Source organism: Cedecea sp., assembly GCF_036500665.1.
In the GTDB taxonomy this organism is placed as follows: Bacteria; Pseudomonadota; Gammaproteobacteria; order Enterobacterales; family Enterobacteriaceae; genus Cedecea.
The window spans coordinates 54,843-80,073 of record NZ_DASYBS010000083.1 but is presented as its reverse complement, the minus strand read 5'-3'; the positions used below and the strand labels follow the sequence as shown (position 1 = coordinate 80,073).

At 54.4% G+C, this 25,231-nt stretch carries 36 protein-coding genes; 30 read left to right on the top strand and 6 right to left on the bottom strand.

Features of this window, described 5'->3' with window-relative positions; genetic code table 11:
• Nucleotides 1-25: 25 nt before the first annotated feature.
• Nucleotides 26-325 (bottom strand): helix-turn-helix transcriptional regulator, encoded by a 300-nt coding sequence (locus VGM55_RS13170; protein ID WP_331635698.1) that lies wholly within the window; start codon nt 323-325, stop codon nt 26-28.
• 101 nt (nt 326-426) lie between these two features.
• Between VGM55_RS13170 and VGM55_RS13165 the strand changes: the two genes are divergently transcribed.
• The 14 genes from VGM55_RS13165 (at nt 427) to VGM55_RS13100 (ending at nt 8,027) form a co-directional block, all read left to right on the top strand.
• Nucleotides 427-891, top strand: a complete 465-nt coding sequence (locus VGM55_RS13165) for a hypothetical protein (RefSeq protein ID WP_331635697.1) — start codon at nt 427-429, stop codon at nt 889-891.
• 12 nt (nt 892-903) lie between these two features.
• The gene (locus VGM55_RS13160; RefSeq protein ID WP_331635696.1) at nt 904-1,164 is read left to right on the top strand and encodes a hypothetical protein; all 261 of its coding nucleotides are present in this window, start codon (nt 904-906) and stop codon (nt 1,162-1,164) included.
• The gene (locus VGM55_RS13155) at nt 1,154-1,327 is read left to right on the top strand and encodes a hypothetical protein (protein WP_331635695.1); all 174 of its coding nucleotides are present in this window, start codon (nt 1,154-1,156) and stop codon (nt 1,325-1,327) included. The genes VGM55_RS13160 and VGM55_RS13155 overlap by 11 nt, the downstream gene beginning before the upstream one ends.
• Nucleotides 1,328-1,339: 12 nt before the next feature.
• Nucleotides 1,340-1,567 (top strand): phage filamentation protein Fil family protein, encoded by a 228-nt coding sequence (locus VGM55_RS13150; RefSeq protein ID WP_006117874.1) that lies wholly within the window; start codon nt 1,340-1,342, stop codon nt 1,565-1,567.
• An 86-nt stretch (nt 1,568-1,653) separates the two neighbouring features.
• Nucleotides 1,654-1,863 (top strand): hypothetical protein, encoded by a 210-nt coding sequence (locus VGM55_RS13145; RefSeq protein WP_331635694.1) that lies wholly within the window; start codon nt 1,654-1,656, stop codon nt 1,861-1,863.
• An 87-nt stretch (nt 1,864-1,950) separates the two neighbouring features.
• Nucleotides 1,951-2,343 (top strand): hypothetical protein, encoded by a 393-nt coding sequence (locus VGM55_RS13140; protein ID WP_202216853.1) that lies wholly within the window; start codon nt 1,951-1,953, stop codon nt 2,341-2,343.
• Nucleotides 2,344-2,412: 69 nt separating this feature from the next.
• Nucleotides 2,413-3,354, top strand: coding sequence for a Dam family site-specific DNA-(adenine-N6)-methyltransferase (locus tag VGM55_RS13135; RefSeq protein ID WP_331635693.1), 942 nt, complete (start codon nt 2,413-2,415; stop codon nt 3,352-3,354).
• Entirely contained in the window at nt 3,354-3,596 is a 243-nt protein-coding gene (locus VGM55_RS13130) for a hypothetical protein (RefSeq protein WP_331635692.1), read from the top strand. Before VGM55_RS13135 ends, VGM55_RS13130 begins: the two co-directional genes overlap by 1 nt.
• The gene (locus VGM55_RS13125; protein ID WP_331635691.1) at nt 3,593-3,802 is read left to right on the top strand and encodes a hypothetical protein; all 210 of its coding nucleotides are present in this window, start codon (nt 3,593-3,595) and stop codon (nt 3,800-3,802) included. Before VGM55_RS13130 ends, VGM55_RS13125 begins: the two co-directional genes overlap by 4 nt.
• Nucleotides 3,802-4,110 carry a DUF4406 domain-containing protein gene (locus VGM55_RS13120; protein WP_331635690.1) on the top strand — a complete coding sequence of 103 codons (309 nt, stop codon included), beginning with the start codon at nt 3,802-3,804 and terminating at the stop codon, nt 4,108-4,110. The genes VGM55_RS13125 and VGM55_RS13120 overlap by 1 nt, the downstream gene beginning before the upstream one ends.
• A complete protein-coding gene (locus VGM55_RS13115) occupies nt 4,107-6,716 on the top strand; it encodes a replication endonuclease (protein WP_331635689.1) in 2,610 nt (869 codons plus the stop codon). Before VGM55_RS13120 ends, VGM55_RS13115 begins: the two co-directional genes overlap by 4 nt.
• Entirely contained in the window at nt 6,683-7,192 is a 510-nt protein-coding gene (locus VGM55_RS13110) for a hypothetical protein (RefSeq protein WP_331635688.1), read from the top strand. The genes VGM55_RS13115 and VGM55_RS13110 overlap by 34 nt, the downstream gene beginning before the upstream one ends.
• Before the next feature lie 227 nt (nt 7,193-7,419).
• Nucleotides 7,420-7,641, top strand: a complete 222-nt coding sequence (locus tag VGM55_RS13105) for a type II toxin-antitoxin system Phd/YefM family antitoxin (RefSeq protein ID WP_006117881.1) — start codon at nt 7,420-7,422, stop codon at nt 7,639-7,641.
• Complete coding sequence (locus VGM55_RS13100) at nt 7,638-8,027, top strand: type II toxin-antitoxin system death-on-curing family toxin (protein ID WP_331635687.1); 390 nt, start codon at nt 7,638-7,640, stop codon at nt 8,025-8,027. Before VGM55_RS13105 ends, VGM55_RS13100 begins: the two co-directional genes overlap by 4 nt.
• Nucleotides 8,028-8,474: 447 nt before the next feature.
• Here the strand turns inward: VGM55_RS13100 and VGM55_RS13095 are convergent, their stop codons facing one another.
• Together VGM55_RS13095 and VGM55_RS13090 are read right to left on the bottom strand one after the other, a co-directional pair.
• Complete coding sequence (locus VGM55_RS13095; RefSeq protein ID WP_078001914.1) at nt 8,475-9,533, bottom strand: phage portal protein; 1,059 nt, start codon at nt 9,531-9,533, stop codon at nt 8,475-8,477.
• Nucleotides 9,533-11,263 (bottom strand): terminase large subunit domain-containing protein, encoded by a 1,731-nt coding sequence (locus VGM55_RS13090; protein ID WP_331635686.1) that lies wholly within the window; start codon nt 11,261-11,263, stop codon nt 9,533-9,535. Before VGM55_RS13090 ends, VGM55_RS13095 begins: the two co-directional genes overlap by 1 nt.
• A 159-nt stretch (nt 11,264-11,422) precedes the next feature.
• On the opposite strand from VGM55_RS13090, the gene VGM55_RS13085 reads away from it, so the two are divergent.
• The 16 genes from VGM55_RS13085 (at nt 11,423) to VGM55_RS13010 (ending at nt 21,462) form a co-directional block, all read left to right on the top strand.
• On the top strand, nt 11,423-12,259 hold the full coding sequence (locus tag VGM55_RS13085; protein ID WP_331635685.1) for a GPO family capsid scaffolding protein: 837 nt from the start codon (nt 11,423-11,425) through the stop codon (nt 12,257-12,259).
• A 23-nt stretch (nt 12,260-12,282) separates the two neighbouring features.
• Entirely contained in the window at nt 12,283-13,332 is a 1,050-nt protein-coding gene (locus tag VGM55_RS13080; protein WP_063857867.1) for a phage major capsid protein, P2 family, read from the top strand.
• 45 nt (nt 13,333-13,377) lie between these two features.
• Nucleotides 13,378-14,235 carry a phage terminase small subunit gene (gpM, locus tag VGM55_RS13075; RefSeq protein ID WP_331635684.1) on the top strand — a complete coding sequence of 286 codons (858 nt, stop codon included), beginning with the start codon at nt 13,378-13,380 and terminating at the stop codon, nt 14,233-14,235.
• 98 nt (nt 14,236-14,333) lie between these two features.
• A complete protein-coding gene (locus tag VGM55_RS13070; RefSeq protein WP_331635683.1) occupies nt 14,334-14,858 on the top strand; it encodes a head completion/stabilization protein in 525 nt (174 codons plus the stop codon).
• Nucleotides 14,858-15,058 (top strand): tail protein X, encoded by a 201-nt coding sequence (locus VGM55_RS13065; RefSeq protein WP_058651652.1) that lies wholly within the window; start codon nt 14,858-14,860, stop codon nt 15,056-15,058. The genes VGM55_RS13070 and VGM55_RS13065 overlap by 1 nt, the downstream gene beginning before the upstream one ends.
• A 9-nt stretch (nt 15,059-15,067) precedes the next feature.
• Entirely contained in the window at nt 15,068-15,397 is a 330-nt protein-coding gene (locus tag VGM55_RS13060) for a phage holin, lambda family (protein WP_001514729.1), read from the top strand.
• Nucleotides 15,390-15,779 carry a M15 family metallopeptidase gene (locus VGM55_RS13055; protein ID WP_109536486.1) on the top strand — a complete coding sequence of 130 codons (390 nt, stop codon included), beginning with the start codon at nt 15,390-15,392 and terminating at the stop codon, nt 15,777-15,779. Before VGM55_RS13060 ends, VGM55_RS13055 begins: the two co-directional genes overlap by 8 nt.
• A complete protein-coding gene (locus tag VGM55_RS13050; protein WP_331635682.1) occupies nt 15,776-16,306 on the top strand; it encodes a DUF2514 family protein in 531 nt (176 codons plus the stop codon). The genes VGM55_RS13055 and VGM55_RS13050 overlap by 4 nt, the downstream gene beginning before the upstream one ends.
• A gap of 4 nt (nt 16,307-16,310) precedes the next feature.
• Complete coding sequence (locus tag VGM55_RS13045) at nt 16,311-16,781, top strand: phage tail protein (RefSeq protein WP_135495387.1); 471 nt, start codon at nt 16,311-16,313, stop codon at nt 16,779-16,781.
• Nucleotides 16,774-17,412: a phage virion morphogenesis protein gene (locus VGM55_RS13040; RefSeq protein ID WP_135495386.1), complete on the top strand. Its 639-nt coding sequence runs from the start codon at nt 16,774-16,776 to the stop codon at nt 17,410-17,412. The genes VGM55_RS13045 and VGM55_RS13040 overlap by 8 nt, the downstream gene beginning before the upstream one ends.
• Nucleotides 17,409-18,002, top strand: coding sequence for a phage baseplate assembly protein V (locus VGM55_RS13035; protein ID WP_331635681.1), 594 nt, complete (start codon nt 17,409-17,411; stop codon nt 18,000-18,002). The genes VGM55_RS13040 and VGM55_RS13035 overlap by 4 nt, the downstream gene beginning before the upstream one ends.
• Nucleotides 17,999-18,367, top strand: coding sequence for a GPW/gp25 family protein (locus VGM55_RS13030; RefSeq protein WP_021312601.1), 369 nt, complete (start codon nt 17,999-18,001; stop codon nt 18,365-18,367). Before VGM55_RS13035 ends, VGM55_RS13030 begins: the two co-directional genes overlap by 4 nt.
• Nucleotides 18,354-19,250 carry a baseplate assembly protein gene (locus VGM55_RS13025; protein WP_331635680.1) on the top strand — a complete coding sequence of 299 codons (897 nt, stop codon included), beginning with the start codon at nt 18,354-18,356 and terminating at the stop codon, nt 19,248-19,250. The genes VGM55_RS13030 and VGM55_RS13025 overlap by 14 nt, the downstream gene beginning before the upstream one ends.
• The gene (locus VGM55_RS13020; RefSeq protein WP_331635679.1) at nt 19,243-19,857 is read left to right on the top strand and encodes a phage tail protein I; all 615 of its coding nucleotides are present in this window, start codon (nt 19,243-19,245) and stop codon (nt 19,855-19,857) included. The genes VGM55_RS13025 and VGM55_RS13020 overlap by 8 nt, the downstream gene beginning before the upstream one ends.
• Nucleotides 19,847-20,866, top strand: coding sequence for a phage tail protein (locus tag VGM55_RS13015; RefSeq protein WP_331635678.1), 1,020 nt, complete (start codon nt 19,847-19,849; stop codon nt 20,864-20,866). Before VGM55_RS13020 ends, VGM55_RS13015 begins: the two co-directional genes overlap by 11 nt.
• Entirely contained in the window at nt 20,866-21,462 is a 597-nt protein-coding gene (locus VGM55_RS13010) for a tail fiber assembly protein (protein WP_331635677.1), read from the top strand. Before VGM55_RS13015 ends, VGM55_RS13010 begins: the two co-directional genes overlap by 1 nt.
• A gap of 154 nt (nt 21,463-21,616) precedes the next feature.
• On the opposite strand, the gene VGM55_RS13005 is transcribed toward VGM55_RS13010, so the two are convergent.
• The 3 genes from VGM55_RS13005 to VGM55_RS12995 are packed head-to-tail and all read right to left on the bottom strand — an operon-like array spanning nt 21,617 to nt 25,228.
• A complete protein-coding gene (locus VGM55_RS13005) occupies nt 21,617-22,105 on the bottom strand; it encodes a phage tail protein (RefSeq protein ID WP_014072465.1) in 489 nt (162 codons plus the stop codon).
• Between the two features lie 14 nt (nt 22,106-22,119).
• Nucleotides 22,120-25,086 carry a phage tail tape measure protein gene (locus VGM55_RS13000; RefSeq protein WP_331635676.1) on the bottom strand — a complete coding sequence of 989 codons (2,967 nt, stop codon included), beginning with the start codon at nt 25,084-25,086 and terminating at the stop codon, nt 22,120-22,122.
• On the bottom strand, nt 25,073-25,228 hold the full coding sequence (locus VGM55_RS12995) for a GpE family phage tail protein (protein WP_032424037.1): 156 nt from the start codon (nt 25,226-25,228) through the stop codon (nt 25,073-25,075). Before VGM55_RS12995 ends, VGM55_RS13000 begins: the two co-directional genes overlap by 14 nt.
• Nucleotides 25,229-25,231: the final 3 nt, after the last annotated feature.

Genomic DNA, 25,231 nt, shown 5'->3' with positions numbered 1-25,231 from the left:
GTGAAAATGTAATGCTTATAGATTGTTAGCCAATCAGTTTCCCTGAGTGGTCTGATTGAGTTTCTCCAGGCCCATTGTGTGCGAGAGCCGGTGCTATTTGGCCTCGGCTCGGGTCAGTGCGGTCATATAAAAACCACTCCTGATACTTGTGAAACCTAGGATGCCCAAATATTTTGATAGCTGAATCTAGCGTCATCCGCGATTTACCACTCTCATACCCCAAATATGTTGTGTAGTTAATTCCTACCAAATCAACAAATTGCTGCTTATTTAGCTGTTCTGAGAAACGAATCAGCCGCAACTTCTCACCTTGATCAGTTGACATAACCTTGAGATCTCCAGATAATCGCATCTATTCAAGGTTTGCTGCATAGCAACAAACCGACTCAACAAGCCTCTATGGAGGCTAATCAAGGAGTCTAACAAATGACAGAATCACGAGAAATCGAATTAATCGCGGGATCTCAACATTTACGGCAGTTCCCGTTAGACAACGCCAGAGTAGCGCGCATCTGCAAAATGTCTCAAACGCAAGCCGATGCCATTCGCGACATGAACACCGAAGAACTACAAACACAGATCTTCGTCACCCCTGCCGAGTTTGCCTACCTCACCGGCCGCACACTCAAATCAGTTCGAAACCTGATGGATCGCGCGCAGCTTCCAGTTCACCGCGAAGGTATGCCAGGTTCAAAGCGCCCAAAACGTTTCATCATGCTTCAAGAATATTGGGAGGCTGTAGCGCATTGCCGCGCACTAGTCACTCCAGAAGAGAGGCATTACATCGACAGACTGATGCGCGACAAAGCCACTTATCGACGCACCACCGGAAACAAACACAATGTTTTGAAGCGTAATAGCCGCAATACACTATCTCATGGTCGGGCATAGGAAAACGCAGACATGAAAAAGCGCTATTCACAATATGGGGCACATGCCGGAAGCATTCCTGGATTGGTTCAGGTAAGCAAAAACATTTATGTCTTTAACGGCTTCACTATCCGCAAATCATCACGTAATGCTTTTAATCTAAGCAATTCGTATTTGATAAATAAGCGGGATGATAACGGCGGTATTGATAATTACTATGGCCGTGACTTTGCCTTAGCGGAAGCAATGCGAACCATTGAAAGGCTGAATAGTGGAAAAGGTTATGAAAACTGAAATGGTTATCGGGCTTTCTCTCTTTGCTGTTCTTGCATTGTATTTAATTCAATTTTTAATCCGCCTGCGGAGTAGAAAAGTAAAGCAGAAAAGAACTAAGGCGCTTGCTGAATATAAAGCCCGCCGTGAAGAAGTTGAACTAAAAGCCCGTAGGCAACTGTAACAGGTACACGATATGAACGATAACGCCCCATCACTTGCCAGCCTGTTAAAGCACGGTTGCCAAGTCACGCATTACCGCAATACACGCGGCTGGATTGAATGCCCGGACGGGCGTTTCTTTAAACCGGAACCAAATAAGGTGCGCTTTATTAAAGGTATGAGTAAGCCTTTTGTTTATACGAAGAAGATAAACAAAGGCTTATTTAGTGCCTTAGCAAGGTTATTCAAAAAACTGCTTTAGTAATTAAGTAACAGATAAAATTTTTTCTACCTGTCGTCACTTTATTAAGTGATGGCGCATTAACTCACCCAAAAAAAGGATAAGCCATGTTCACATTTAATTTAAATCAAGAGGTCGTAATTAAAGTCAGCGGTGAAAGAGGTCGTGTCGAGGGAAGAGCCGAGTATGTATCAGATGGCGATGGTTATTACATCCATTACCGCGCTGCTGATGGGCGTTCTGCATCACGCTGGTTTGCTGAGCACCAACTTGACTCTGTGAAATCCAGCATTACCGAAGAGCTTGCTGGCGAATAATACACCGCACCGGGAAACCGGTGCTTATCCGGGGCGTTACTTTCGAGTGGCGCGCCTGATAAGCGGCAGTGATGGGGGGATAAGGCTATGAGTATCGGGCAAGAAAAACCAGTATCCGGGCGTCAGATGTTCCTTGAACAGCGCGCGCGTTTGCAGTCGAGTATTTCGGTTTCCCGCACCAATGATACGGCGAGCCGTTTCAACCGCCTGGGCGAGACTCAGAAAAAGGCGATCATCTTGCTGGCAAACGAAGCCGCGCAGCGGTTTAAGGATCTGCCGTCCCTGACTCATTCCCATCTCACCATGCCTTTCGAACAGTTCAGCTCTCAGGACAAAGTGAGCCTGATGTTGGGCATTAAGCGCCTTGCCGAGCTGGCTGCGGCGTTGCCGTGGGAGTTTCCCGATTATGCCGCGCCACGCCTTGAAATTCAGGCGTTACGCGAATCACAACCACCCGCGCCGGATGGCGCAGTCAATTAGTCACTGAATGATTAACCAGTAGTCAGGCGCATCACCGCGCCGGGCTTCCTGCCCCCAGGAGAAAGCAAGATGATTCGATCACTACTCAAATGGCCCGGTGGCAAAAGCCGCGTGATGCCTGAATTACTGCCGCATTTACCAAAGGCTGGCTGCCTCGTTGAGCCTTTTGTTGGCGGCGCTTCCGTGTTCCTCAATACCGATTATCGCCGCTATATCCTTGCGGATATCAACCCAGACCTGATCCGCCTTTATCGTGAGGTCAAAAGCAACCCTGAGCTGGTGATTGATCTTGCCCGCCCGCTCTTTGCGACCGGCAATTCCAAAGAGGAGTACTTACAGAACCGCCGCATTTTCAACGGTACAAAAGGCTTGCTTGATGTGGCCCGCGCGGCTCTGTTTCTGTACCTCAACCGCCACGGCTACAACGGCGTGGTGCGTTACAACCAAAACGGCGGTTATAACGTGCCGTTTGGTCAGCACAAAACCGCGCCTTACTTCCCGGAAGCGGAGATCCGCCAGTTTGCTGAGAAGGCCAACGACACCAAAGCTATTTTCCTGTGCAGCTCGTTTCAAAACACCCTCAAAGTGATGGTTGGAACGGATGAAGCCATCTACTGCGATCCGCCGTACCTGCCTGCCAGCGAAACCGCCAATTTCACCCAATACCACACTGAGCCATTCACCGAGAAGCACCACCGCCAGTTAGCGGCGGAGCTGCTGGAAGTTAACCGCAAATATGGCGCGCCGGTTGTCATTTCCAACAGTGACACCGAAACCACCCGCGAGATTTACCACCGCTTCCGCCTGCATGAAATTGACGTGCAGCGCTCTGTTAGCACTGATGCCAGCAACCGCCAGAAGGCCAAAGAAGTGATTGGCGTTCTCAAGGTATGCGAAGGGTGCGGGCGCGCGGGCGGAGGCAACTGCCCGGACTGCGGGCCGTGCTGTGGTGATGCCACTTACAACGCGATGGTTGCAGCGGGCGCTTTTGATGAGCAAGGGGGTTTCTGATGGCGAGCTTAATTGAATTTTTAGAGGCGGTTGGTCTGGAAAACGTGACCGTTCAACCACTTCACCAGTGCCTTACGGGCGTAGCGATGGAAAGAAAAGGCGGTGCCGAAGTCAGCTTTTTGACAAATGAAATAACCCCATCTGATGCGTTCGGAAAGATGAAAAGAACGGCGTTCATCGTCTGGATGGACGCTGAGAAATTTGATGCTGCCCTTGAAAAAACGAAGGGGAAAGGAGCATGAAACAGAGTAAAAGCACGGTTTTATCATCAGTCCAAAATGTTGCTGTTTTCTTCAATTACGACGGTGAAACAGTAGCGTTAAAAATGACAGCCGAACAAAAGAGAGTGATCGGCCTGTTTGCTATTTCAGCCATTGAAGGTACTGCGGAACTGGTGCGGGTGCCTCATTTGTCATTACCAGCTGATCCAGAAATGGAGGCTCTGTAATGTCAAAAATCTATATCGCTGGCCCAATGAGCGGATTGCCTGGCTTTAATCGCCCGGCGTTTCACCGTGCTGCCGCGCACATTGTACGGCGTGGAAACGTTGCTCTTAATCCGGCGATTCTGCCGGATGGCTTAGAGCAAGCGGAGTATATGGATATCTGTCTTGCCATGCTTCGCTGCGCTGATGGCATCTTCATGTTGGACGGTTGGCAACAGTCTGCTGGGGCAAAGGCAGAATACGCGCTTGCTGAAAAGTTGGGGCTGGATATTCAGCACCAGGTGATTGATCGGTACATGGGCGCACGATGACCACCGCAGCAAGTGGGCGCGGCGCTCCAACGCCGCCCCCCCCGTATCCGGGTAGCGCACCAGACGCCACCCGGTACGCTTACGAATGGCAGAAGCCGAAAGCTGCCATTTGTGTTGATAAGACTCCCGTTGTTGATCTAGTCGAGCTGGGTCAAGAACAGGAGTTTTTGGCGTGGGTGAAAGTTACCCTTGCGCCGCTACCTCGCTTTATTCGTCTGCGTCTGGCTTCCCGCATTGACAGCATTCACACCATGAAGGGCAGACACATCGCCCGTCTGGCGCTGCGCGATATCATCCGCAGGGATCTGCCACCCATCAACATGGTTAATGAGCAATACGCTATTGCGATGACCGATGAGGCTAAATTTCAGGCTGATACAGCATTCAAAGGGGTAAACCCGCTTTACCACACGTTTAACACTCTTCACGGATTGGTTGAGCGCTTTAACCGCCTGCCGGACTTCACGCCGGAGGATGTTGAGCTGCTGGCGCAGGATATTGCTATCTATATGCGGTCTGTGTTGAGCGAAGTTCACGAAACGGTAGAGACGCAGAGTGATCGCAAATATGCCGAATACCTTTACACCGAAGCGGCTATCCTCGCGCGGCTTTTCTTCCTGACGCCTCCAAGCTGGGAAAAGTATTGCCGGGGCGCGCTGTTTATTGATGAAGCTACTACCGGCATCAGCAAGATGCTGGATGATCGCTATTGGCACCGTAACCTGAAAAAGTACGCTGCGCGCTGGCGCGAGCACCTGCACATTGCCTTTGGTGACGTGAAGCGGGGCGCTGCACCGTATTGCAGTAAGCACCATGTTGATGAGTGGGATGCCAGGCGTAAACGTAGCCGCGCGATCATGGCCCGTCTTGAACTGGAAGACCAGGACACCAAAGAGCGCATTTCACTGATTGAGCAGATCGATAAGAGCATTTCTAACCCGGCATTGCGCCGCGTTGAACTCATGACCCGCATTGGTGGTTTTGAGAAAGTAGCCACCGAAAGCGGCTATGCAGGCCAGTTTTTTACTCTGACAGCACCATCAAAATACCACGCCTATACCGTATTCGGTCATCGTAATGCCAAATGGAACGGTGCCAGCCCAAGAGCAACGCAGCGCTACCTTAACCGGGTATGGCAAAAGATTCGTGCTGAGCTTGCCCGCCGTGAAATTCCGGTCTTTGGCCTGCGGGTGGCTGAGTCACACCACGATGGTACGCCGCACTGGCACGGCCTGTTGTTCTCCCTGCCGGAACATTCCGCCGAGTTGCTGGAAGTTATGGAAGACTATGCCACCCGCGAGGATGCGGAAGAATTACAAGGTAAGCACGGCAACCAACCGCGCTTTGATATGAAGCCGATCGATCATGAAATCGGCAGCGCCACCGGCTACGTGGTGAAGTACATCAGTAAGAATATTGACGGCTACGCGCTAGACGGCGAAACGGACGACGAGAGCGGCAGGCCACTGAAAGAAACGTCAAAACATGCAACCGCCTGGGCATCGTGCTGGGGCATCCGTCAGTTTCAGTTTTTGGGCGGTGCGCCGGTATCTGTCTGGCGTGAGCTGCGCCGGTTCCGCAATCAGGAACAGGCTGACAAGATAAACCCGCTATTTGCTGAGCTGCACCGTGCTGCGGATGCTGGCGACTGGCAGCAATACACCCAATTGCAGGGCGGGGCACTGGTTGCCCGCCGTGATCTGCCGTTGCGCATCTGGTACCAGCAGAAAGACGAGCCAAATGATTACGGCGAGTATCTGGATCTTATCAAAGGTCTGATGATGCCAGCCGTTCACATCCCACCAATTGAAACCCGCCTGCATACCTACCGCATTGTGCGTAAGAAACCGGAGGTTTTAGACGACTCCGGGCAGGCCGTTGACTTTGATTTTGACCTTCGGGGCGCGTCCGCGCCCTCTAGGACTCGTGTCAATAACTGTACCGAGGTCAAAAAACATACAAATTCAGGGGGTGAAAATTCGCCTCCAGTTGAGCCTGAACAATATGAAATTGGTCAAATGACCCGCGAGCAGAAAAAAAGGCTCAACGAAAGCATCAGAAACTACAAACCGGAACGGCAAAAATCACCTGCTGATGAGTTTGAGGCGCTGGCTAATGCCATTACGGCATCAGATTGTGATGATATTGAGCAGGCCAGGGCCGAGAGCTATCTAAAAGTTGCTCAGGAATTGAGGCAGCAGGAAAGGGATATGCCTGCTGTTACCGGGCCAGTCCCTGTATCAGTCGATCGCATTGCGGCACTAGATGATTTTGCCAAATCTATAGGCATAGAACTGAGCACAGGTCAGTTAACGTTATTGCTACGCGGTGAGCGTTTGCGAATTGATGGCTTTATTGTCTCCGCAACCAGCAGCGGAGAGCTGAGACGCAGAAAAGATAACGGCGCTGACCGTAAGACTGCCGATTTGTGGCAGCATATGAAGCTAAGTCATAATGTTGACAGCAGAGATATTAGGCATGATCCCGTTGGCAGCTATGCGGAAATGTTGAAAAAAGCTGATCCGGCTGCGTGGGACAGGTTGTTTGGCACCAGGAATCAGGGGCAGCGCGTATGTTTGACGAAGAACAGCGAGAGCAGGAAGTAATTGATTTCATCAGTAACAAAATTAAGCGATGCCGTAAGTGTGGTAACGAGCTGCATTACAAGGAAAAGTATTATTTTAATGATCGCATTTGCTGCACTTGCAAGGGGTTAAAACCGTTTGACGCTCCCGAAGATATTGCTTTGTCTGAAAGCTGCGAGCCAGAACCAGCGCGGCTGGCAGATCAAGGCCATGATGCGCGAACCAGTACCGAGCGTGAGCTATTTAACCGATATCCCGAATGGCAGTTGATGAATGAGAGGGCGGCAAAGAAATGGCGTGAAGAGCATCCGCCTGAAGAAAGCTGTCTCCCATCTTCCCGTTCAGCGGTAAATTCCGCAGAGCCATTGTCTGTTGAGCGAATCAATGAGCTGATGGCTAAATATGACGCCAGTGAAGCCGTGGATATCAGGCAGGAAGAGCTGATATCGCTGCTGTGGGAAGTGCTCTACCACCGCAAAATTAATCCAGTTTTCTGAGATGGGTTTATCTCAGGTGTGCAAGACCACCGGAAAAGAATCAAATGGCAATCGTTATAACCTTCGCAACTTGTTGCGTAGGTTATAACGATTCTGCGGGCGCGGGCGGCAAAGAGTCCGCTAGTGCCACAACGTGGCGCTCAATGCAAATAGGTCTGGCTCAGGTGATAGCGTTGCTTGTTGTACGTTTGTGTTGTACATTTAATATGTACATCAAAGGAGGTCATATGCGAACCTATACCACATCTCAGGCCCGGCAAAACATTGCTGAGGTAATGGAAGCGGCTACGGCTGGCGAACCTGTAGAAATAACCCGCCGCGATGGTTCTGCCGCTGTGCTTATCAGCCGGGATGATTTCAATGCGTGGCAGGAAGCAAAGCTTGATGCTGAATTTGCCGAAATTATGGGGCGACACGGTCGTACCATTAAGGCGCTGGCCGACAGATGAAATGGATCAGCGCTCAGGAGGTGATAGCGTTCCATGATCGTCTGCTTGCAGCTTTGCCCGGCGTTCAGGGGATGCCAGAACCGGGAAGAGCAGAGGCGATCATTTATCGTGTTCAGAACCAGCTTTACTATGAAGGCGTTGAGGATATCCACGAACTCGCTGCGATGTATCTCGTCGCCATTTCGCGTGGTCATATCTTTAATGATGGCAACAAGCGAACCGCCTTTTTCGTTGCGATGGCTTTTTTAAAGCGCAATGGTATTGATATCCGTGATGAAGGTAACGAACTGGAAGAACTAACCGTATCCGCAGCGACGGGGTCACTAAGCAGCGGTGATGTTGCTGCTGTTTTGCGCCGACTATCCATCAATCCCTTACTAATCTGAAAAGCTACCTTTTAAAGGTGGCTTTTCTTTCTTCCTGGCCTTCTTTCCCTGTTGCACAATAGTGCACAAATTTGCACAATTTTTTTGAAGCTATTTATATCCTTTCCGCCCTGTGGCGGCGCGGTCTGCCCCCGGATCGGCAAATGCACAAAAAACGAAGCAAATGTCGCGCGCAGGTGACGGGGGAACAGCCCACGCGGCGGAGGGTCGGGAGGTGATGCCTTTAATTGCCATTCTCCGGCCTTTTTCGCCTTCTCCGCGCGTTTTCTCACGTCTGGATGTGTACGGGGGTAAGTTGCAGATTGCACCTGCCAGAATGGCGTTCATGCGCTCTGAGTGAGGGGTGTTAAAGGTCGTGCCGAGTGGTGCTCAGGTGGTGGCCGGTCATGCTAGGATTGAAAATTATTGAAGGAGAACCGCCGCATGATGTGCGGCGGGTAGGTCGGGTTACTCGTCTTTGAGCAGTGCGTAGGGATTAAAGCGGATCACTTCCTGACCGAGCCAGTCATTGACGCCTTTCATTGCTTCCATCACAGGCAACATTTCGTTGATGGCAAAGACGCGCGCCGCTTTCTCAACATCACCGAGCGATCCGTTGCCTTCCGGCATTGCGCCCATCAGTTGCGGCGGGATGCGGTGAGCGTCGCGCAGATCGTTGCGCGTTGCTGATTTGATGTTAAGAAACTCATCCTTTGCCGATATCTGGCTGAACGGCAACAGTTGCACGCCGTCTTTGCCGCCGCCCGGCGCGTGGATCAGCACGTTTTTGAAGGAGCCTTTCCCTCTGGCCTGTGACAGAGTCTTTTGCACCACCTTTATGCTTTCCTGATCCACCTTCTCCGAACCTACATAGAGAATACATCCGGCATGGGAGCCGTTGTCGTAATAGAGTTTGCGGAACTTATCGGCGGAATGTGACAGGCTGGCGGACAGAAGCGCCCCCATGTATTCCGGCATACCGTAGATTTCCTGATGAATATCCGGGTTCATGATGTGGCAGACCTCGCCCGCCTTGAACTCGTATTCATCTTTCCACTGCCGGATAAACCAGTAGGTATCAAGATCGCTTCCCCGTCGCGTGTTCAGCGCCGGAACATGCTTAAGTTTTAGCGGCTCTCCCAGGCGATTAGACCGACGCTCAAGATAGGCATTGCCGAAGACAAACCAGTCCAACGCAAACGCAGAGAAGGCCTGCCGCGAGAGTAACGGATGAGGGATATAGCACCCGGTCAGCACATTGCGTTTGAAGTAAAGCGCCGACTGATGTAGCGGGGACTGCGCGAACGCACGGGTTAACCCCTTCCAGTCTATTGGCGTCTCGTAGTACCGGCCGTTATCGACGCAGCACATGCTGTCCAGCAGATCATAGCCGTCTGTTACCGAATATGGCCCGTCAAACGTGAACGCGCTGAGCGCCGGATCGCTTCTGAGCGCGTCAGATATATCAGGCTGTCCGGCACTGCCACTGCTGGCGGTGTGTTTGTTTTTATAGGTGCGCTTCTTCATCAGAACTCCATAGCAAACCCGCCGCTGCCACTCTCCTGGCCCAGCGGTTCGTTAATGATGGCGAGCATATTCGCCCAGGCTAAATCCCCGTGGCTGACGCCGCGCGAGCGGTCAGTGTCATAGGTGATGAATCCGCCAGGTGTCTTTACCTTGCGAACAGAGTTAAAGGCGTTGATCAGGGCACGCTCACTGCGATCATATTCCCAGCGACCGGCGCGGATCAGCTGTAGCATTTTCAGCACAAGGGCGCGCTTTGACGTCATTGACATGGTGTAGGGCATTGCCATCGGGAAGAACTTCTTCACTATCTGGTAAACGGCCTCACCGTTGCCGCCCGTCACGTCGATGCCGACATGCTGAACGTTGTATTTGAAGGTGAGGTTTTCGATAACTTTCGCCTGCTCTTCAAATTCAAGGCCGCGCACCTGTTCCGTTTCCACCGTGCGGAATTTACCGCCCGGCACCAGTGGCGGAACCACAACGCAAATCGCGCCGCTGTCACCGTTGCCGCTGCTGCCGTTGGCGTCATAACCTATCCACACCGGGCGGTTACCCATCGGCCTGGACGCAAAAGGTTTCCAGTCCGGCCATTCGTCGTAACCATCTGCCCCGCAGCCAATCAGGGCGTTAAGGTTGAAGGCTGACTCGCCATCGCGCACGAACTCGCACATGTACAGGTTGCGGAATTCATCCTCACTGTTTTCATCCTGAATTTCTTCAAGGTCGGTATATTCCCAGCCGTGGTCTATCACGTCCTTCAAAGTGACAATCTGACGCCAGGTTTTATCCGGGCATAGCAGGCCGCTGTTCAGCGTTTTCCAGCCCACATCAAACGCTTTGCGCTGTGCCTTCGGGCGTTTCTCATTCCAGCGATCGCCCGTCCAGAACGGGTAGGCCTCATGGGTCTCGCCTGACGGCGTGGAAAAGTAGGTACGCGTCAGCCCCTTCAGCGTTGCCATCGCACCTGCAACCTTTCGCAGGTTGGTGAAGTTGCTGACCCAGAAGAATTCGTCAAACTTCAGGTTGCCCGTATATGACTGCGCTGTTGCAGCGGACGTGCCGAGGAAATGCAGCTCTGCGCCGTTACTCAGTACGATTTTGTCACCGCCCTTAAGCTCAACGTCCACCTCTTCCGCCATCTTCTGAATGAATCCCCTGAACTGGTGCGCCTGACGGCGGGATGCAGACAGAAATATCTGGTTGCGCTGGTACGGGTATTTCACATCATCGCGCAGCGCATCAAGCAACGCCTCGCGTGCAAAGTACCAGGTTGCGCCAATCTGGCGGGACTTCAGTATCATGCGGTTTCGGTGGTGGCGTTGCTCATACCAGCCGCGTTGATGCCACGAAAGGGAATCAAGTATTTTCTCCCGCAGCGCGACGATCTGTTCTTCGGTGAAGTGGTTTTTCAGCTTGCGCTTGCGCGGCTTTTTGCCCGCGCCAGCCCCTGCCGGTTGTCCGTCAGACAGCTTTTTCAGTTGCCGGGTCAGCAGGTCAATCTCCTTGAAGTCTCCCCCGGTCTTGTCTTTCTTGTCCGTAAGCTGGATGAGGCGCGCATCCATCGACTGGCTGACGCGCTGGACGGGCGGTGTTTCATCCCATTCATCGCGTTTCTTCCAGGCGTAAATTGTGTTCTGATTAATCCCCATCAGGCGCGCGATCTCCGCTGGCGGGTAGCCCTGCCAGTAAAGTTGTTTTGCCCTCTGACGTACAAAAGCGTCCTGTATCATCTGCCCTCCACCGTTTATGGAGTGAAGATTACCCCGCGCGCGATCCCGCTATCGCCCCCTTTATGGTCTGGCCTTCCTCCGACAACAAAACCTCGTTGAGACAGCAAGTTACGCTCTGCCATCATGGCCGTACAGAAACCACTCAACAGGATTATCGACATGGCTAGCGCAGCTAAACCAGCCCGTAAGAAATTCCGCGTTGCTGTCTCCGGTGCCACCGTTGACGGGCGTGAAATTCGCCCTGAGCACCTTCGTGATGCAGCAGCAAACTACAGCCCGGACGTGTACGGCGCACGCGTCAACGTGGAGCACTACCTTTCGCCGTTCCCCGGCAGTGATTTCGGCGCGATGGGTGATGTGACGGCGCTGAGTGCTGAAGATATCAGCGAAGGCCCGCTCGCCGGGCGCACCGCGCTTTACGCCGAGATCGAACCTTCTGAGCGCATGAAGAAGTTGACGGAAGAAGGTAAGAAAATTTACTCCAGCATTGAACTGCATCCGCAGTTTGCGCTTAACGGCAAGGCGTATGTCATGGGGCTGGCGATGACCGATACCCCGGCCAGCCTCGGCACCGAGCGCCTGAAATTTGCCGCGCAGCAGCGTCAGCAGGTTATGTCCTTCAACAATCAGCAAGGTGAAGCCCCGCTGTTCACCGATGCCATTGAGGCAGAAATCATCGAACTGGCCGAGCAGCGCAGCGATGAAGGTAAGCAGTGGTTCGGGCGCGTCATGGGGATTATCGGCAAAGGCCGTAAATCTGACGGTGAGCAGTTCAGCCAGGTGCGTGACGCCGTGGAGAACGTCGCCCAATCCCATGCCGATCTGCTGGACAGTTTTAATGACCTGAGCCGCGCCCGCGAGCAGGACAGCCATGCCATCCAGAAGCTGACCTCCGATCTTGCCGCGCTGACCAGCAAGCTGGGAAGCACAGACGCCAATTTCAGCCAGCGGGAACCCGCGAGCGGTGGCGCTAACGCGCAACTGGCTGATTACTGATATTCACAAAGAGAGCAGAGAACATGGATAACAATACCCGCCAGCTGTTTGATCAGTACATCGCCCGGCAGGCACAGCTTAACGGCGTATCAACCGCCGCTATTGCTGCAAAATTCGCTGTAGACCCGACGCGTCAGCAGCGCCTGGAGCAGGCCGCACAGGAAAATGATTCCTTCCTGAGCAAAATTAACGTGTTTGGCGTCAACCAGCAGATCGGCCAGAAAGTCCTGATCGGCAGCAAAGGCCCGATGGCTGGCGTAAACAACAGTGTTACCAGTCGTCGCAACCCTGGCTCAAATCATTCAATGGAGCCGTTCGACTACATGTGTCGCAAGGTCAACTATGACTACGGCATCAGCTATGAACAGCTTGATGCGTGGGCGCACATGCCGGAGTTCCAGCCGCTGATCAGTAAGGCAATGGCCCGCCAGATGTCGCTTGACCGCATCATGATTGGCTTTAACGGCGTGAAGTACAGCGACCCGTCTGACCGTGCCGCTAACCCGCTGTTGCAGGACTGTGGCATTGGCTGGCTGGAAAAAATCCGCCAGGAAGCGCCGCACCGCGTCATTTCCAATGTGACGATCACCTCGCGCGATGAAGATAACAAGATTGTCGCAAAAGGCACCTACGGCAACATTGGCGCTGCGGTGTACGACGCCAAAAACAGCCTGATGGATGAATGGCACAAGCGTAACCCGGATAACGTAGTAATTCTGGCGGGTGACCTGCTGACGAGCAGCAATTTCTCGGCCATCAACGCCTTAAGCCAGACCAACCCGAATACTGAAATGCTGGCCGGTCAGCTGATTGTCGCGCAGGAGCGCGTAGGCAATATGCCGACCTTTATCGCGCCTTACTTCCCGGTAAATGGCGTGCTGATCACGCCGTTCAAAAACCTGTCGGTGTACTACCAGCGTGGCGGTCTGCGCCGGACGATCAAAGAAGAGCCGGAATACAACCGTGTCGCAACGTATCAGTCGTCAAACGATGACTTCGTCATTGAAGACTACGGCAATGTTGCGTTCATTGACGGCATTCAGTTCGCCCAGGCCGAACCGGCAGGCGAGTGACAGAAGCGGCGGGGCATTGCCCCGCCATGACGGGGAGAAGTGACGATGTTAACACCGGCACAACGACATTTTCAGAAGGTCATGGCAGAACGCCGGGGCCAGGCGGATGAAGAATCCGATATCCAGCGCACCGCGCATGAGCAAATTCTGCATCGCCTGCGTATGGACTTGTCCCGCCTCAGCGGCGTGCAGTCCGAAGAAACCAAAGCCGAAATGAAAAAATCCATGCTGCCTGAATACGAGGGATGGATTGAAGGCACGCTCGACGGCGACAGCGGGCGGCAGGATGAAGTCATTACCAGGCTGATGGTCTGGGCGATTGACTGTCGTGACTATGCGCTTGCGTTGAGGCTGGGGCGCTACGTGGTACGCCACGGGTTGACGCTGCCGGATAACTTCAACCGCACGGCAGCGACCTTCCTGACTGAAGAAATGAGCAAGCCACTGTTGACGCTCGCGGCTGCTGATGCCGACGCTGATTTGTCGTCCGGTATCGCAGTGCTTGACGAAGTGGCGGAAATTGTCGCCGACAGTGATATGCCGGATGTGGTGCGCGCCAAGTTGTGTAAGGCCCGTGCACTTGCCCGCCGTAGTGCGACTGATATCACGACCAAAGCGGAAGCGCTGGCGCTGTTCCGTGAGGCGCTGACGCGCAACCCCAACGCCGGGGTGAAAAAAGAGATTGCCACGCTTGCCCGTGAAGTTAAGAAGCTGTCTGCGGATAGCGGCACGGGTGAATGCGATACGGCCAGCACCGACAAAACTGACGGTACTGCAGAGCCTGTTCCTGAAAAGACCACCACCGCCAGCGCAGCAGGTACAGCAACGGCGCGTAAAACCACGACTAAGACGGCAACAGGCAAAGCGACAAAACGCAAGCCTGCCAGCCAGAAAAAGAATTAACGACTTCGGCCCCGTCCGACAGGCGGCGCGGGTGGATATCTGCCCATTTACGGTCTTTTAACCACCCGCCCACCGCCTGATTTATGGGAGATAAGTGCATGAGCAGCCTTGTGGCTAATAAGCGCGTGTTGCCTGCCGACAGCGATACCCCCGATGTTGATGATGGTGATACCACCGTCAGTGCCGGGGACTTCTGGCCGGTGATTAAACTCGCCGATCTCCGTCTGGCCGCGCGCATCACAGGTGGTATCACCACGTCCAGGCTGATGCACGTCACCACGGAAGCGGTCGCCCATGTTACCGCGCAGTTGCTGGACTGGCGCGCCGGTCAGCTCAAAGCAGGTTTTCAGACTCTGGAAGATGTGCCTTCAGCCCTGCCGTCAGGTGAAACGGAAAAGCTGGTTATCAACGGTGAAAACGTGAAGGTGTACCGCTTCCGGCGTGCAGTCTATTCGATTGCCAGGGCGCTGGTACTCGAAGGCTATCGCGACGTTGATACCACGGCGAAAGGCGACAAAGACGCCGCCGCGCTTGACCTGCAACGGGATGATCTCTGGCGGGATGCCCGCTGGAGTATTGCTGACATTCGCGACACGCCGCGACTCTATGCGGAGCTTTGCTGATGAAAGTAAAGGCATTGCAGGGGGATACGGTGGATTTGCTTTGCTGGCGTCACTACGGCACCACTCAGGGCGTGACCGAAAAAGTGTTATCTGCCAATCCCGGACTGAGCCAGCAGGTTTTTCTTGATGCCGGTCAGGAGATTGAACTGCCGGAAATCGCGAGCAAAGCGCAGCGGGAGATGGTGCAGCTTTGGGATTGAGAGGTTGCCATGAGCGACGTACCTACGGGGATGCTGGAACAAACAATGAAATGGATTGCTACATATCTGCCGACGCTCTACGCGGCAGGTGCAGCGTTGAGCATATCGGCGCTGATGAGTCTGTATGACGGCCAGTCAATGCTGAAAACCGCTACCGGTTCACTGGTCTGCGGGATTGTCACGCTGGCGGTTGCCGGATCGCTTGAATATCTGGGCCTGCCATCCAATGCCGTCACCTTCGTGGGCGCGTCAATCGGATTTATGGGGGCTGACAAGGTACGCAACAAAGTGACCGGCTTTATTGAAACCCGTATCGGGGGAGCGAAAGGAAATGAGTGAATTTAAATTCAGTCAGAGAAGTGAAAATAACCTGAAAGGTGTTAACGCTGACCTTGTGAAAATCGTCCGTCGTGCCCTTCAGATTTCAGCCGTCGATTTTGGTATCACCGAAGGGTTGCGCTCTGTTGAGCGGCAAAAACAGCTTGTTGCTGAGGGGAAAAGCCAGACGATGAACAGCAGGCATATTTCAGGCCATGCGGTGGATGTGTTTGCGTACCCCACTCCGGCAGGCTCATGGGACTGGAAATATTACCAGCAGATTTCCGACGCCTTCAAACAGGCAGGCAAAGAGCTGAATATTCCCGTTGAATGGGGCGGCGACTGGAAGACCCTGAAAGATGGGCCGCACTTCCAGCTACCTTATGCGGTTTACCCTGCATGATTCCGGCATGGTTCAGGTCACACTGGCGCGTCCTTCTGGTTGCGCTAATTCTGGGGGGCGCGTTCTTTTCTGGTTCATGGCACGGCACCCGTCAGGCTAATACGGCCTGGGCGCTGAAATGGAAACAGCGTGATGCTGACGATGCTACAGAACTGGCTAAGCGTCAGGTAGAGGCCAGGGAAGAAGAACAACGCCGACAGGGGGAAGTTGATGAGATCAGAAAACAAGCCCGCCAGCAGCTTGCTGGCGTCCAGGCTGATGCCGATCGTGCCCGTGCTGCTTCTCGTGGGCTGCACGACAGGGCCGATAAACTCGCCAGGCAACTGGCAGAACGTGAACGCGCCTGCGGTGCCGGTACTACCGGCAGAGGCGAGACAGAAACCAGCGGAGCCGTATTGCTCGCCGACCTGTTCCGCCGCGCTGACGAGCGAGCGGGAGAGCTGGCAAGAGAGGCTGATGAGGCAAGAGCCAGAGGGCTGGCCTGTGAAGCCGCATACGGTTCAATAGCGACTCCGCCTAAGAGGTAGCGCCATGTTAAAAGCTGATTCACTACGCGAGACCCTGACCAGCGCTAACAAATGGTGCAGGGCCAACCCTGAAGCCTTCACCGTTTTTGTGGAAGAAGGGAACATCGAGACGACCGGCGAAACACCATCGTTTATGTACCGTTATACCCTGGTGCTGTTTGTGATGAATTTTGCCGGTGATATTGATGATTTCACGTTGCCGTTAATGGCATGGCTCTGGCACAACCAGCCCGATCTGCTGCTGAACCCTGAGAAAAACCGGGACATTAAATTTACGACCCTTATCAACAACGACGATACCGCCGACATTCTTTTTGAAATGCCGCTGCGCGAGCGCGTGAAGGTCACTCTGGATGCAAACGGCATTCCGCGCGCGGAACATTTGCCGGAGCCTAAGCCGCGCATCCCGTCAGCGGACGGTGACTGGAGCGCCATCTTTGAGGATGTGACATGGGAGGCTGACGCCCATGAGTAACGATCTCTTCCGTGAGCTGGATCAGGTCTTCAGCGACATACTGGCGGGCACCTCTCAGGCCGGACGTATTCGCACCGCCCGCGCGGTTGGTCAGGCACTGCGAAAGAGCCAGCAACAGCGCATTAAAGCCCAGCAAAACCCGGAAGGCTCGCCATATCCTGCCCGCCGTCGCCGGGTGCTACGTTCTCAACAGGGCATTGTGTTTGTCTGGCAGGGCGAGATACGCCGCCTCAAAAACTGGCACGGTGGCCGGGGAAAATACGGGCGAACCATTACCGGCTTTGACGAAGAGCGCAACGATATTCGCACCTTTTACCGCAGCGACATTGAGCGTTACATCGAGATCAATACACGCTCAGTGCGCCGCAGCACCGCAAAGAAAGTGCCGATGTTTCAGCGGCTGCGCAGCTATCGCTTTCTCAAAATGCGCGCTGATGCTGGCGGCACTTCCGTGGGTTATGACGGTGTGGTGGCACGCATTGCGCGTGTGCACCAGTACGGCCAGCGCGATCAGGTCGGGCCGGGTGCCTTTGCTAAATATCCTGTGCGTGAGCTGCTGGGCTTTACCGCTGGCGATGAGCGGATGATTACGGAACAGGTGGTTAACAGCCTGGGGAGTGCCGCACGATGAGCGCTGAACTGATCCGCCTGCTGGAAAATATCCTCCGCGTCGGCGTCGTTATTGCTGTTGATGAAGAGAGCTGGCGCGTGCGCGTGCAAAGCGGCGAGCTTCAGACCGACTGGCTGCGCTGGAACACCACGCGCGCCGGGGCATTCAGTATCTGGGTGCCGCCTTCCATGGGTGAGCAGGTCTGGCTGGGCTGTATCGGTGGCAACCCTGAAACAGCGGTCATTATCGGCAGTCTCTACAGCAGTGACAACCCTGCGCCGGGCAGCAGCCTGAAAGAGATTGTGCTGACAGCGCCAGACGGAGCCTCTTTCCGCTATGACGCAGAAGCCAGTGCGCTGGAAGCGCAGGGCATGAAGACAGCACATATCAAAGCCTCTGCCAGCGTCACGCTTGAAACACCGATTGTGGAATGCACCAACCATCTGAAAGCGCGGACGTTCGAACTGTCGGAGGGTGGCACGATGAAGGGCAATGTTACCCATTCTGGCGGATCGCTTTCGTCTAACGGGGTGACGGTTCATTCGCACGTGCATGGTGGTGTGCAGGGTGGTGTGCAGGGTGGCAGCAGCAACACCGGGGGGCCGAAATGACAGTCCGCTATACCGGGATGAACCCGGACGGCACGGGCCAGCTTACCGATACCGATCAGCTGTGGAATTCAGTACGCGACATACTGACCACGCCGCTGGCAAGCCGGGTTATGCGGAGGGACTACGGCAGCATGATCCCTGATCTGTTGGATGAACCACAGAACGAAGTGACGCGCCTGCAATGTATGAGTGCGGCGGTGATCGCCCTGACGATGTGGGAGCCGCGTATTGCCCTGAACGGCATCAATATCAGTTATTCAAAGGATGGCGCTGTTACCGCTGAACTGGTCGGCATTATCACCGAAACCATGCAGACGGCAGGCAGTGCGCTGACGCTAAGGAGTGGCAGCAATGGCAACAGTTGATTTATCGCAGCTACCGCAGCCGCAAATTATCGAAGTGCTGGACTTTGAAGTCATTCTCAGCAAGGTCAAAGCCGTCATGCTGGCGGCATTCCCGCAGGAACAGCAGGCTTCTGTTGCCGCCGCGCTGGAGCTGGAATCCGAACCGCTGAACGTGATCGCCCAGGTAGTTGCTTACCGTGAAATGATGCTCAGGCAGCGGATTAATGACGGTGCGGCGGCGTGCATGTTGAGCCATGCCGTATCGTCCGATCTTGATAATCTCGCGGGCAACCTGAACACCGAACGCCTGATCATCACCCCAGAGACGGCAACTACTGACGCGGTAACGGAAAGTGATACCGCACTGCGTTTGCGGGCGCAGGCTGCGTTTGAAGGGCTAAGCGTGGCGGGGCCAACTGGCGCATATGAATATTTTGCCAAAAGTGCCAGCGGAAAAGTGGCGGACGCCAAAGCGATCAGCCCGTCGCCTGCCGTGGTGGTGGTCTCTGTGCTGTCCACCGAAGGCGACGGCACTGCCAGTGCGGAATTGCTGGCGACGGTGGATAAAGCGCTGTCTGCTGACGATAAGCGCCCCGTTGCCGATCGTCTGACCGTTCAGGCAGCGGAGATAGTGAATTATCAGATCAATGCGCTGCTGTATTTCTACCCCGGCCCGGAGTCTGAACCAATCCATACCGCCGCACAGGACGCGCTTCAGTCCTGGCTGAATCAACAGGGAAAGATTGGCCGTGATGTTGCCCGCTCAGCCATTATGGCGGCGCTGCATGTTCAGGGCGTGCAGAGGGTGGAGCTGCTGGAGCCTGACAGCGATATTGTGATCGCCGATACGCAGGCGGCGCGGTGTGAGTCTTTCACGATTGAGACCGGGGGCACCGATGAATAACAACATGCTGCCGCCTTCGGCCAGCAGCTTTATGCGCAGTACGGAGAAGGTGACGGAACGGCTTACCGATATTCCTGTTGACCTGCGTAAGCTGTGGAACCCGGACGAATGCCCCGCAGATCTTCTGCCTTATCTCGCCTGGGCGTTGTCAGTTGACCGCTGGGATAAGAACTGGTCAGAACAGACCAAGCGGCAGGTGATTAAAGCCTCCTGGCTGGTTCACCGTCAGAAAGGCACTATTTCCGCTTTGCGCCGTGTCGTTGAACCTTTCGGCTTTCTGCTGCGCGTGATCGAATGGTGGCAAAGCGATGGAGAGCCAGGAACCTTCAGGCTTGAAATCGGTATTCAGGAACAGGGGATTACGGAGGAAACCTATCTTGAGCTTGAGCGCCTTATTGACGATGCCAAGCCGAGAAGCCGCCACCTGACTGGCCTGTCCCTTTCGCTTCAGTCGCAGGGGTATATCGAAGCCGGGGCGGGATGTTATATCGGCGATACGCTGACCGTTTACCCCTATTTTCCTGAAACCATATCCGTGGGCGGTGGTGACTACACCGGCGCGGCAGTCCATTTAATTGATACCGTGGAGATTGCAAGTGGCGACTAAATATTTTGCCCTGTTAACCAATATCGGGGCGGCAAAACTGGCAAACGCCACGGCATTGGGTGCGCAGGTTGAGATCACCCAGATGGCCGTAGGTGATGGCAATGGTGCGCTACCGACACCGAACCCGGCACAAACCGCGCTGACGCATGAGCTGCGCCGCGCGCAACTTAACATGCTGACTATCGACCCGGTAAATACCAATCAGATCATTGCGGAACAGGTCATACCGGAAGACGTGGGCGGATGGTGGATCCGTGAAATCGGCCTGTTTGATAAAGACGGCGATATGATTGCAGTTGCCAACTGCGCAGAGACCTATAAACCGCAGTTGCAGGAAGGCAGCGGACGTGTGCAGGTTATTCGCGTGATCCTGATTGTCAGCAGTACCGAAGCGGTAACGCTGAAAATCGATCCGTCCGTGGTGCTGGCAACCCGTAAATATGTTGATGATGCTGTTATTGAAGTTAAGGCATATGTAGATCAGAAGCTGGCCGCGCATCTTGCCGCCGCTGACCCACATCCCCAATATCTCAAAACAGCGGATATTGATAAATATATTCCAGTGGGCTTCCCACTTCCGTGGCCGCAGCCAACGCCGCCAGGCGGTTGGCTTAAGTGCAATGGTGCAACCTTCGATAAAGTCAAATATCCGAAGCTGGCGACGGCTTACCCCTCTGGCGTATTACCAGATTTGCGCGGTGAGTTCATGAGAGGTTGGGATGATGGTAGGGGCGTGGACTCCGGGCGTAGTCTGCTATCGGCGCAGGCCGATGCTATTCAGAATATCGTCGGTACATTCGGAAGAACTCAGCTTTTTAAGGATACAATGTATACCGGGCCGTTTAATCAAATCGATCAGATAGGATCAGTTGGTTTATCTCCTGCACCAGGCCCTGATGTTGGGTATGGTGCCTGCAACTGGTCGTTTGATGCTTCCCGCGCGGTACGAACGGCGACGGAAACCCGCCCTCGCAGCGTGGCGTTTAACTTTATCGTGAGGGCAGCATAATGGCGAAGGCAAAATTAAACAGTGAGTTTATCGCCACTGTGGCGGGTGATGTTACCGTATTTAACTACGATGGTGAGACGTACGAGTATCTTTCTTCATCGGTTGAGTATCTGGCTGTAGGCGTCGGTCTTCCCGCAAATTCCTGTACTGATGCACCAGGCGAAGCTAAAGCCGGTTCGGCCATTTGCCGGACAGCAGATTTTACCGCCTGGGAATACGTCGCCGATCATCGGGGTGAAACGGTATACAGCACTGAAACAGGTGAGGCGGTTATCGTTTCTTTGCCCGGGGATTACCCGGAAGGCACTACAACTCTGGCACCGTCTACGCCTTACGATACATGGAGCGGTAGCGAGTGGGTGACGGATAACGAAGCACAGCACAAGGCAGACGTGGAGGCAGCAGAACAACAGAAATCTGCGTTACTTGCAGAGGCACAAACGACGATCAGCTTGTGGCAGACGGAATTACAGTTAGGCATTATCAGCGATGAAGACAAAGCCAGTCTGATCGCCTGGATGAAATACATCAAAGCTGTGCAGGCGGTGGACACGTCGAAAGCGCCGGATATCACTTGGCCGGATAAGCCTGAATAAGTTTTCATTCCGTCACGTATGGCCGGTTCTAACCGTGCTGGCCATGTGTATCGAGTACAGTCATTTTTAACGGTGCTGCAGCACTGTCAGTTATGGCGGTGTGTTCCGGAAGGTGAAGCGGGCAAATGCCCGCTTTAGTTTTATGTGGATACCGTCAGAACAGGCCAGACAGCGTACTACTGGCAGAGTTGTAGGCAGACGTGGCTTTATCCTTCAGCCCTGAAAGCAGATCGCCAACGGACGATGCTTGCAGGCGTTCGCGAAGGTCTTCATCGCAGCGCTGGAAGCTGATCGAAAACTCTATTTTTTTCGCCTTTCCGTAGCGGTCAAACTCTGTATGCGTGGCCTGTAGTCCGGTCAGCACATACATGCCGTAAATCTGCCCTGCGCCGCTGATTAAAGGCCACGGACGCCCGGTGTATGCCTGCGTTGCCAGCACGGTAAGAGATACGTCTCCGCCCGTAATTTCCGGGTAAAGCACCCCGTCAAGGTTGATCTGCGTCTCACCAGCGCCTATGTACTGCCATTTTGCTGATCGGTTGATGCGATCATTCTTCACATGACGCCAGTTCAGTGAGTGCCGCAGTTGCTGGTAAGGCAGTGTCTTCAGTTCAAAAACGAACATCCCGTATATCATCATCATAATGTTGCCTCCCCTTAATCTCTGTCTTTGAAGCTGCCGCGATTGAGCCGCGCAAGGCGGGCCATTTCGGCATTCACTGCGTCGGCGGCAATCCGGCCAATTTCGCGCGCGTCCTGCCGGTCAACGCCGTGCAGATGTACGTGGATTTCGCCCGTAAAGCCTCCAGTGGCAACCGGTATACTGCTGGCGTTGCGGCTGACTGGCAGAAGTTCCGCTTGTTTAACGGGAAGCGATGCAGCCACCACTGCGGGGCGTGCGCTTAACCCGTTGTTCCTGACCGTGCTGGCCAGTTGCGATTCCTTCCATTCCCCACGAACGGCCAGCGCACGCGGCAGGTTTTTAAACACGATATCGCCGGGGCCGATCTTCTTCGTGTTATCGGCTGTCGCTTTGGTGTTGCTGTCGATGTTCTGCAATCGACGCATAGTGCCGTTATCGCCGGTCAGCGGTGATGTGGGTTGCGGTGCTCCAGGTGGAACGTTTTTCACCTCAACTTTTTTCGGTGCAACCTTCGCGATATCTCCCTGAAGAAGGGCGACTTTGTCCTGAAGAACAGCCATGCGCTGTGCGTCTTCGATCTTCTTCCTGGCTTTTTCGGCCTCATCTGGCAGAACGCCGAGCTTTTCAAGGATCCAGGCTAATGTATCCAGCAGCATTTTTGCGGGAGCCAGGACAAGCTGGAGCGCACCGCCCAGGACATTGCCGAACACCTCACCGGCGCTGGCGCATTTATCCAGTGTTTCTTTGCTGGATTCCATTGGGGAAAGTAGAGATTTGAACCAGTTAAAGACCTGGCTGATACCGTTGCTCATCGCATCAAAGATGGGGCTGAATTGCGCAAAGGTCTCACGTAATGGGGCCAGCCTTTCCATGATGCCGGTGAACACGCCAGCAAAAAAAGCTTTAAGAGGCTCCCAATACCGCCAGATAAGCACTCCGGCAGCAATAAACGCCGCCACTATCAGGCCAATCGGACTAAACAGCAGTGACAGTGCTGTACCCAGCATAGAAACAGCAGTAGTGATCATGCTCCATATGGCCGGTAAACCTGTCAGGCGGAGGGCAAGCATTCCGAGGTTTTTAGTCAGTGCAACCAGCGCGGCACCAGGTGCAAGAAATACCCCCATAAGTGCGCCACGCATAGCGGGTATGATGGTTGAAACTCCCCGCATTTTCCCTGCTAACGAGCCGAGAACTGGCCCCCATCCGCGCACGCTTGCCATTGCCGGGCCAGAAGCCGTGCCGAGTGTTCGCAGAGCGGCAACCGTTCCGGCTATGCCCCTGCCTCCTGTCAGCAGGGTAAAACCTAACTGGAGTTTAGCCAGTGGCCCCATCAGCAGGCCGATCGCCAGCGATGTACCGCCAATGGCGGCGGTCAGTGCCAGAACGCTACCACCGACAACCAGCAGGGATTGGGCGAGCTTTGGATTTTCCTTCGCCCACTGCGTCATATTCCCCACAACGTCACTCAGTCCCTGAGTCAGGGCGCGAAGCTGATTATCGACGAGATCGTTAATCTGGATACGGAAGCCTTCCCAGGCGCTGTCCAGATTTTTGAGATCGCCATCAAGGTTATCCGCCATTATTTTGGCGGCTTTCTGTGCCTCGCCTTTGGCGTTTTTCAGTTCACCCAGCAGCTTCTGAAGTTCGCCGCTCCCGGCCGACATAACCAGAGCCTGGAATGACTTTGACGCCTCTTCACCGGCAATATCTTTGAAGAATGAGAGCTTATCGGTGTCGCCGTACTTGCTAATCTTTTTATAGAGATCGGTTAGAACCACTTCAGCAGGGCGCATTTTCCCCGTTGCGTCAGCGACTTCTACGCCTAATTCTTTAAGCGCGGTTTTTGCCCTGCCGGTTGGCGCGGCAAGGCGTGAAAATGTGGCCTGCAAACCTGTACCGGCGATACTCCCGCGCAGGCCTACGTTCGCCATTACGCCGATCATGGCTGTTGTCTGTTCAACACTGACGCCAAGATTAGAAAGACCTGTCCCGGCGTACTTCATCGCCTCACCGATATTTTGCAGATCGGTGTTGGTGCGAGTGAACGCCCCCGTTAGTACGTCACTGACGCGATCCATTTCTTTGGGATCGAGACGGAACTGAGACAGAATATTTGAGCTGATATCGGCGCTTTCGCCTAAATTCATACCACCGGCTAGCGCCATATTGAGCACGCCGGGCAGTGCGGCCTGAATGGCCTGCGGAGTGAAACCGGCCATAGCGAGAAACGCCTGACCGCTGGCGGCGTCAGTCGTGGTGAACTGCGTTTCAGCGCCCAGCTTTTTGGCCTGCTCACGAAGTGCGGAAAAGTCAACGGAGCTTTTATCTATGCGGGTTAGCGCCTGCACGCGGGACATTTCCCGATCAAACCCAACGGCGGGGGATAAGAAGCGTCCCGCTGCGTAACCGGCAGCAGTGGCCCCGGCAACGGCCATCGTGCCGCCGCCGCGAAGTTTGCCTGCCGTTTGCTGCATCTGGTCGTAGCGCGCACGTGCCTGCGTGACAGCGGCAAGCTGTCGCCGTTCCCGCTCAAGCGTCTGGTTGTACTGTTCGGTTCGTCGTATGGCGCTCTGAATGGTGCGATCGCTACCGACCAGCGAAACGCCGTGGCTGCGCAGCGCCTGTGAGGCAGCACGCAGCTTAACCATTTCCTGCGTGCGTGCAGAGTTCAGGCGCTCCAGCTTTGCGGCCAGCGCTGCCATATGTGCTTTTTGCTTGTCTGTAAGCTGTGTACCTTCCCGCTGCGCCTGATTAAGCCCTTCAAGCGTCCGGCTGGCGTCGTCAATTTTGCGGGAGGTCTTTTGTACGCTGTCGCGCAGGCGGTTGAACGTGCGGGACTGACTGTCCAGATCTTTAATGCTGGATTGCGTTTTTTTGAGGGATTCAGACAAACCGCCCGCACTCTGGCGGGCGGCATTGACCGGGCGGGTAAGTTTATCGATCGCGCTGAACGCGACGCGGATATTAAGGCTTTTCACTGTCACTGGCTCCACTTCGGACAGCCGCCCGCTCACGCCAGGCTATGACTTCGCCCAGTTCCATCGTGAAGACTTCAGAGGGCGGCCAGTTGAAAACAACCGCGATATCAGCGACCAGATCGTCGATCAGGTCGAACCGCAGGAG

Bases quoted from the DNA above. Each gene is read 5' to 3' on its own strand.
- VGM55_RS13170 (WP_331635698.1), bottom strand. From the start codon at position 325: ATGTCAACTGATCAAGGTGAGAAGTTGCGGCTGATTCGTTTCTCAGAA.
- VGM55_RS13165 (WP_331635697.1), top strand. From the start codon at position 427: ATGACAGAATCACGAGAAATCGAATTAATCGCGGGATCTCAACATTTA.
- VGM55_RS13160 (WP_331635696.1), top strand. From the start codon at position 904: ATGAAAAAGCGCTATTCACAATATGGGGCACATGCCGGAAGCATTCCT.
- VGM55_RS13155 (WP_331635695.1), top strand. From the start codon at position 1,154: ATGAAAACTGAAATGGTTATCGGGCTTTCTCTCTTTGCTGTTCTTGCA.
- VGM55_RS13150 (WP_006117874.1), top strand. From the start codon at position 1,340: ATGAACGATAACGCCCCATCACTTGCCAGCCTGTTAAAGCACGGTTGC.
- VGM55_RS13145 (WP_331635694.1), top strand. From the start codon at position 1,654: ATGTTCACATTTAATTTAAATCAAGAGGTCGTAATTAAAGTCAGCGGT.
- VGM55_RS13140 (WP_202216853.1), top strand. From the start codon at position 1,951: ATGAGTATCGGGCAAGAAAAACCAGTATCCGGGCGTCAGATGTTCCTT.
- VGM55_RS13135 (WP_331635693.1), top strand. From the start codon at position 2,413: ATGATTCGATCACTACTCAAATGGCCCGGTGGCAAAAGCCGCGTGATG.
- VGM55_RS13130 (WP_331635692.1), top strand. From the start codon at position 3,354: ATGGCGAGCTTAATTGAATTTTTAGAGGCGGTTGGTCTGGAAAACGTG.
- VGM55_RS13125 (WP_331635691.1), top strand. From the start codon at position 3,593: ATGAAACAGAGTAAAAGCACGGTTTTATCATCAGTCCAAAATGTTGCT.
- VGM55_RS13120 (WP_331635690.1), top strand. From the start codon at position 3,802: ATGTCAAAAATCTATATCGCTGGCCCAATGAGCGGATTGCCTGGCTTT.
- VGM55_RS13115 (WP_331635689.1), top strand. From the start codon at position 4,107: ATGACCACCGCAGCAAGTGGGCGCGGCGCTCCAACGCCGCCCCCCCCG.
- VGM55_RS13110 (WP_331635688.1), top strand. From the start codon at position 6,683: ATGTTTGACGAAGAACAGCGAGAGCAGGAAGTAATTGATTTCATCAGT.
- VGM55_RS13105 (WP_006117881.1), top strand. From the start codon at position 7,420: ATGCGAACCTATACCACATCTCAGGCCCGGCAAAACATTGCTGAGGTA.
- VGM55_RS13100 (WP_331635687.1), top strand. From the start codon at position 7,638: ATGAAATGGATCAGCGCTCAGGAGGTGATAGCGTTCCATGATCGTCTG.
- VGM55_RS13095 (WP_078001914.1), bottom strand. From the start codon at position 9,533: ATGAAGAAGCGCACCTATAAAAACAAACACACCGCCAGCAGTGGCAGT.
- VGM55_RS13090 (WP_331635686.1), bottom strand. From the start codon at position 11,263: ATGATACAGGACGCTTTTGTACGTCAGAGGGCAAAACAACTTTACTGG.
- VGM55_RS13085 (WP_331635685.1), top strand. From the start codon at position 11,423: ATGGCTAGCGCAGCTAAACCAGCCCGTAAGAAATTCCGCGTTGCTGTC.
- VGM55_RS13080 (WP_063857867.1), top strand. From the start codon at position 12,283: ATGGATAACAATACCCGCCAGCTGTTTGATCAGTACATCGCCCGGCAG.
- gpM (WP_331635684.1), top strand. From the start codon at position 13,378: ATGTTAACACCGGCACAACGACATTTTCAGAAGGTCATGGCAGAACGC.
- VGM55_RS13070 (WP_331635683.1), top strand. From the start codon at position 14,334: ATGAGCAGCCTTGTGGCTAATAAGCGCGTGTTGCCTGCCGACAGCGAT.
- VGM55_RS13065 (WP_058651652.1), top strand. From the start codon at position 14,858: ATGAAAGTAAAGGCATTGCAGGGGGATACGGTGGATTTGCTTTGCTGG.
- VGM55_RS13060 (WP_001514729.1), top strand. From the start codon at position 15,068: ATGAGCGACGTACCTACGGGGATGCTGGAACAAACAATGAAATGGATT.
- VGM55_RS13055 (WP_109536486.1), top strand. From the start codon at position 15,390: ATGAGTGAATTTAAATTCAGTCAGAGAAGTGAAAATAACCTGAAAGGT.
- VGM55_RS13050 (WP_331635682.1), top strand. From the start codon at position 15,776: ATGATTCCGGCATGGTTCAGGTCACACTGGCGCGTCCTTCTGGTTGCG.
- VGM55_RS13045 (WP_135495387.1), top strand. From the start codon at position 16,311: ATGTTAAAAGCTGATTCACTACGCGAGACCCTGACCAGCGCTAACAAA.
- VGM55_RS13040 (WP_135495386.1), top strand. From the start codon at position 16,774: ATGAGTAACGATCTCTTCCGTGAGCTGGATCAGGTCTTCAGCGACATA.
- VGM55_RS13035 (WP_331635681.1), top strand. From the start codon at position 17,409: ATGAGCGCTGAACTGATCCGCCTGCTGGAAAATATCCTCCGCGTCGGC.
- VGM55_RS13030 (WP_021312601.1), top strand. From the start codon at position 17,999: ATGACAGTCCGCTATACCGGGATGAACCCGGACGGCACGGGCCAGCTT.
- VGM55_RS13025 (WP_331635680.1), top strand. From the start codon at position 18,354: ATGGCAACAGTTGATTTATCGCAGCTACCGCAGCCGCAAATTATCGAA.
- VGM55_RS13020 (WP_331635679.1), top strand. From the start codon at position 19,243: ATGAATAACAACATGCTGCCGCCTTCGGCCAGCAGCTTTATGCGCAGT.
- VGM55_RS13010 (WP_331635677.1), top strand. From the start codon at position 20,866: ATGGCGAAGGCAAAATTAAACAGTGAGTTTATCGCCACTGTGGCGGGT.
- VGM55_RS13005 (WP_014072465.1), bottom strand. From the start codon at position 22,105: ATGATGATGATATACGGGATGTTCGTTTTTGAACTGAAGACACTGCCT.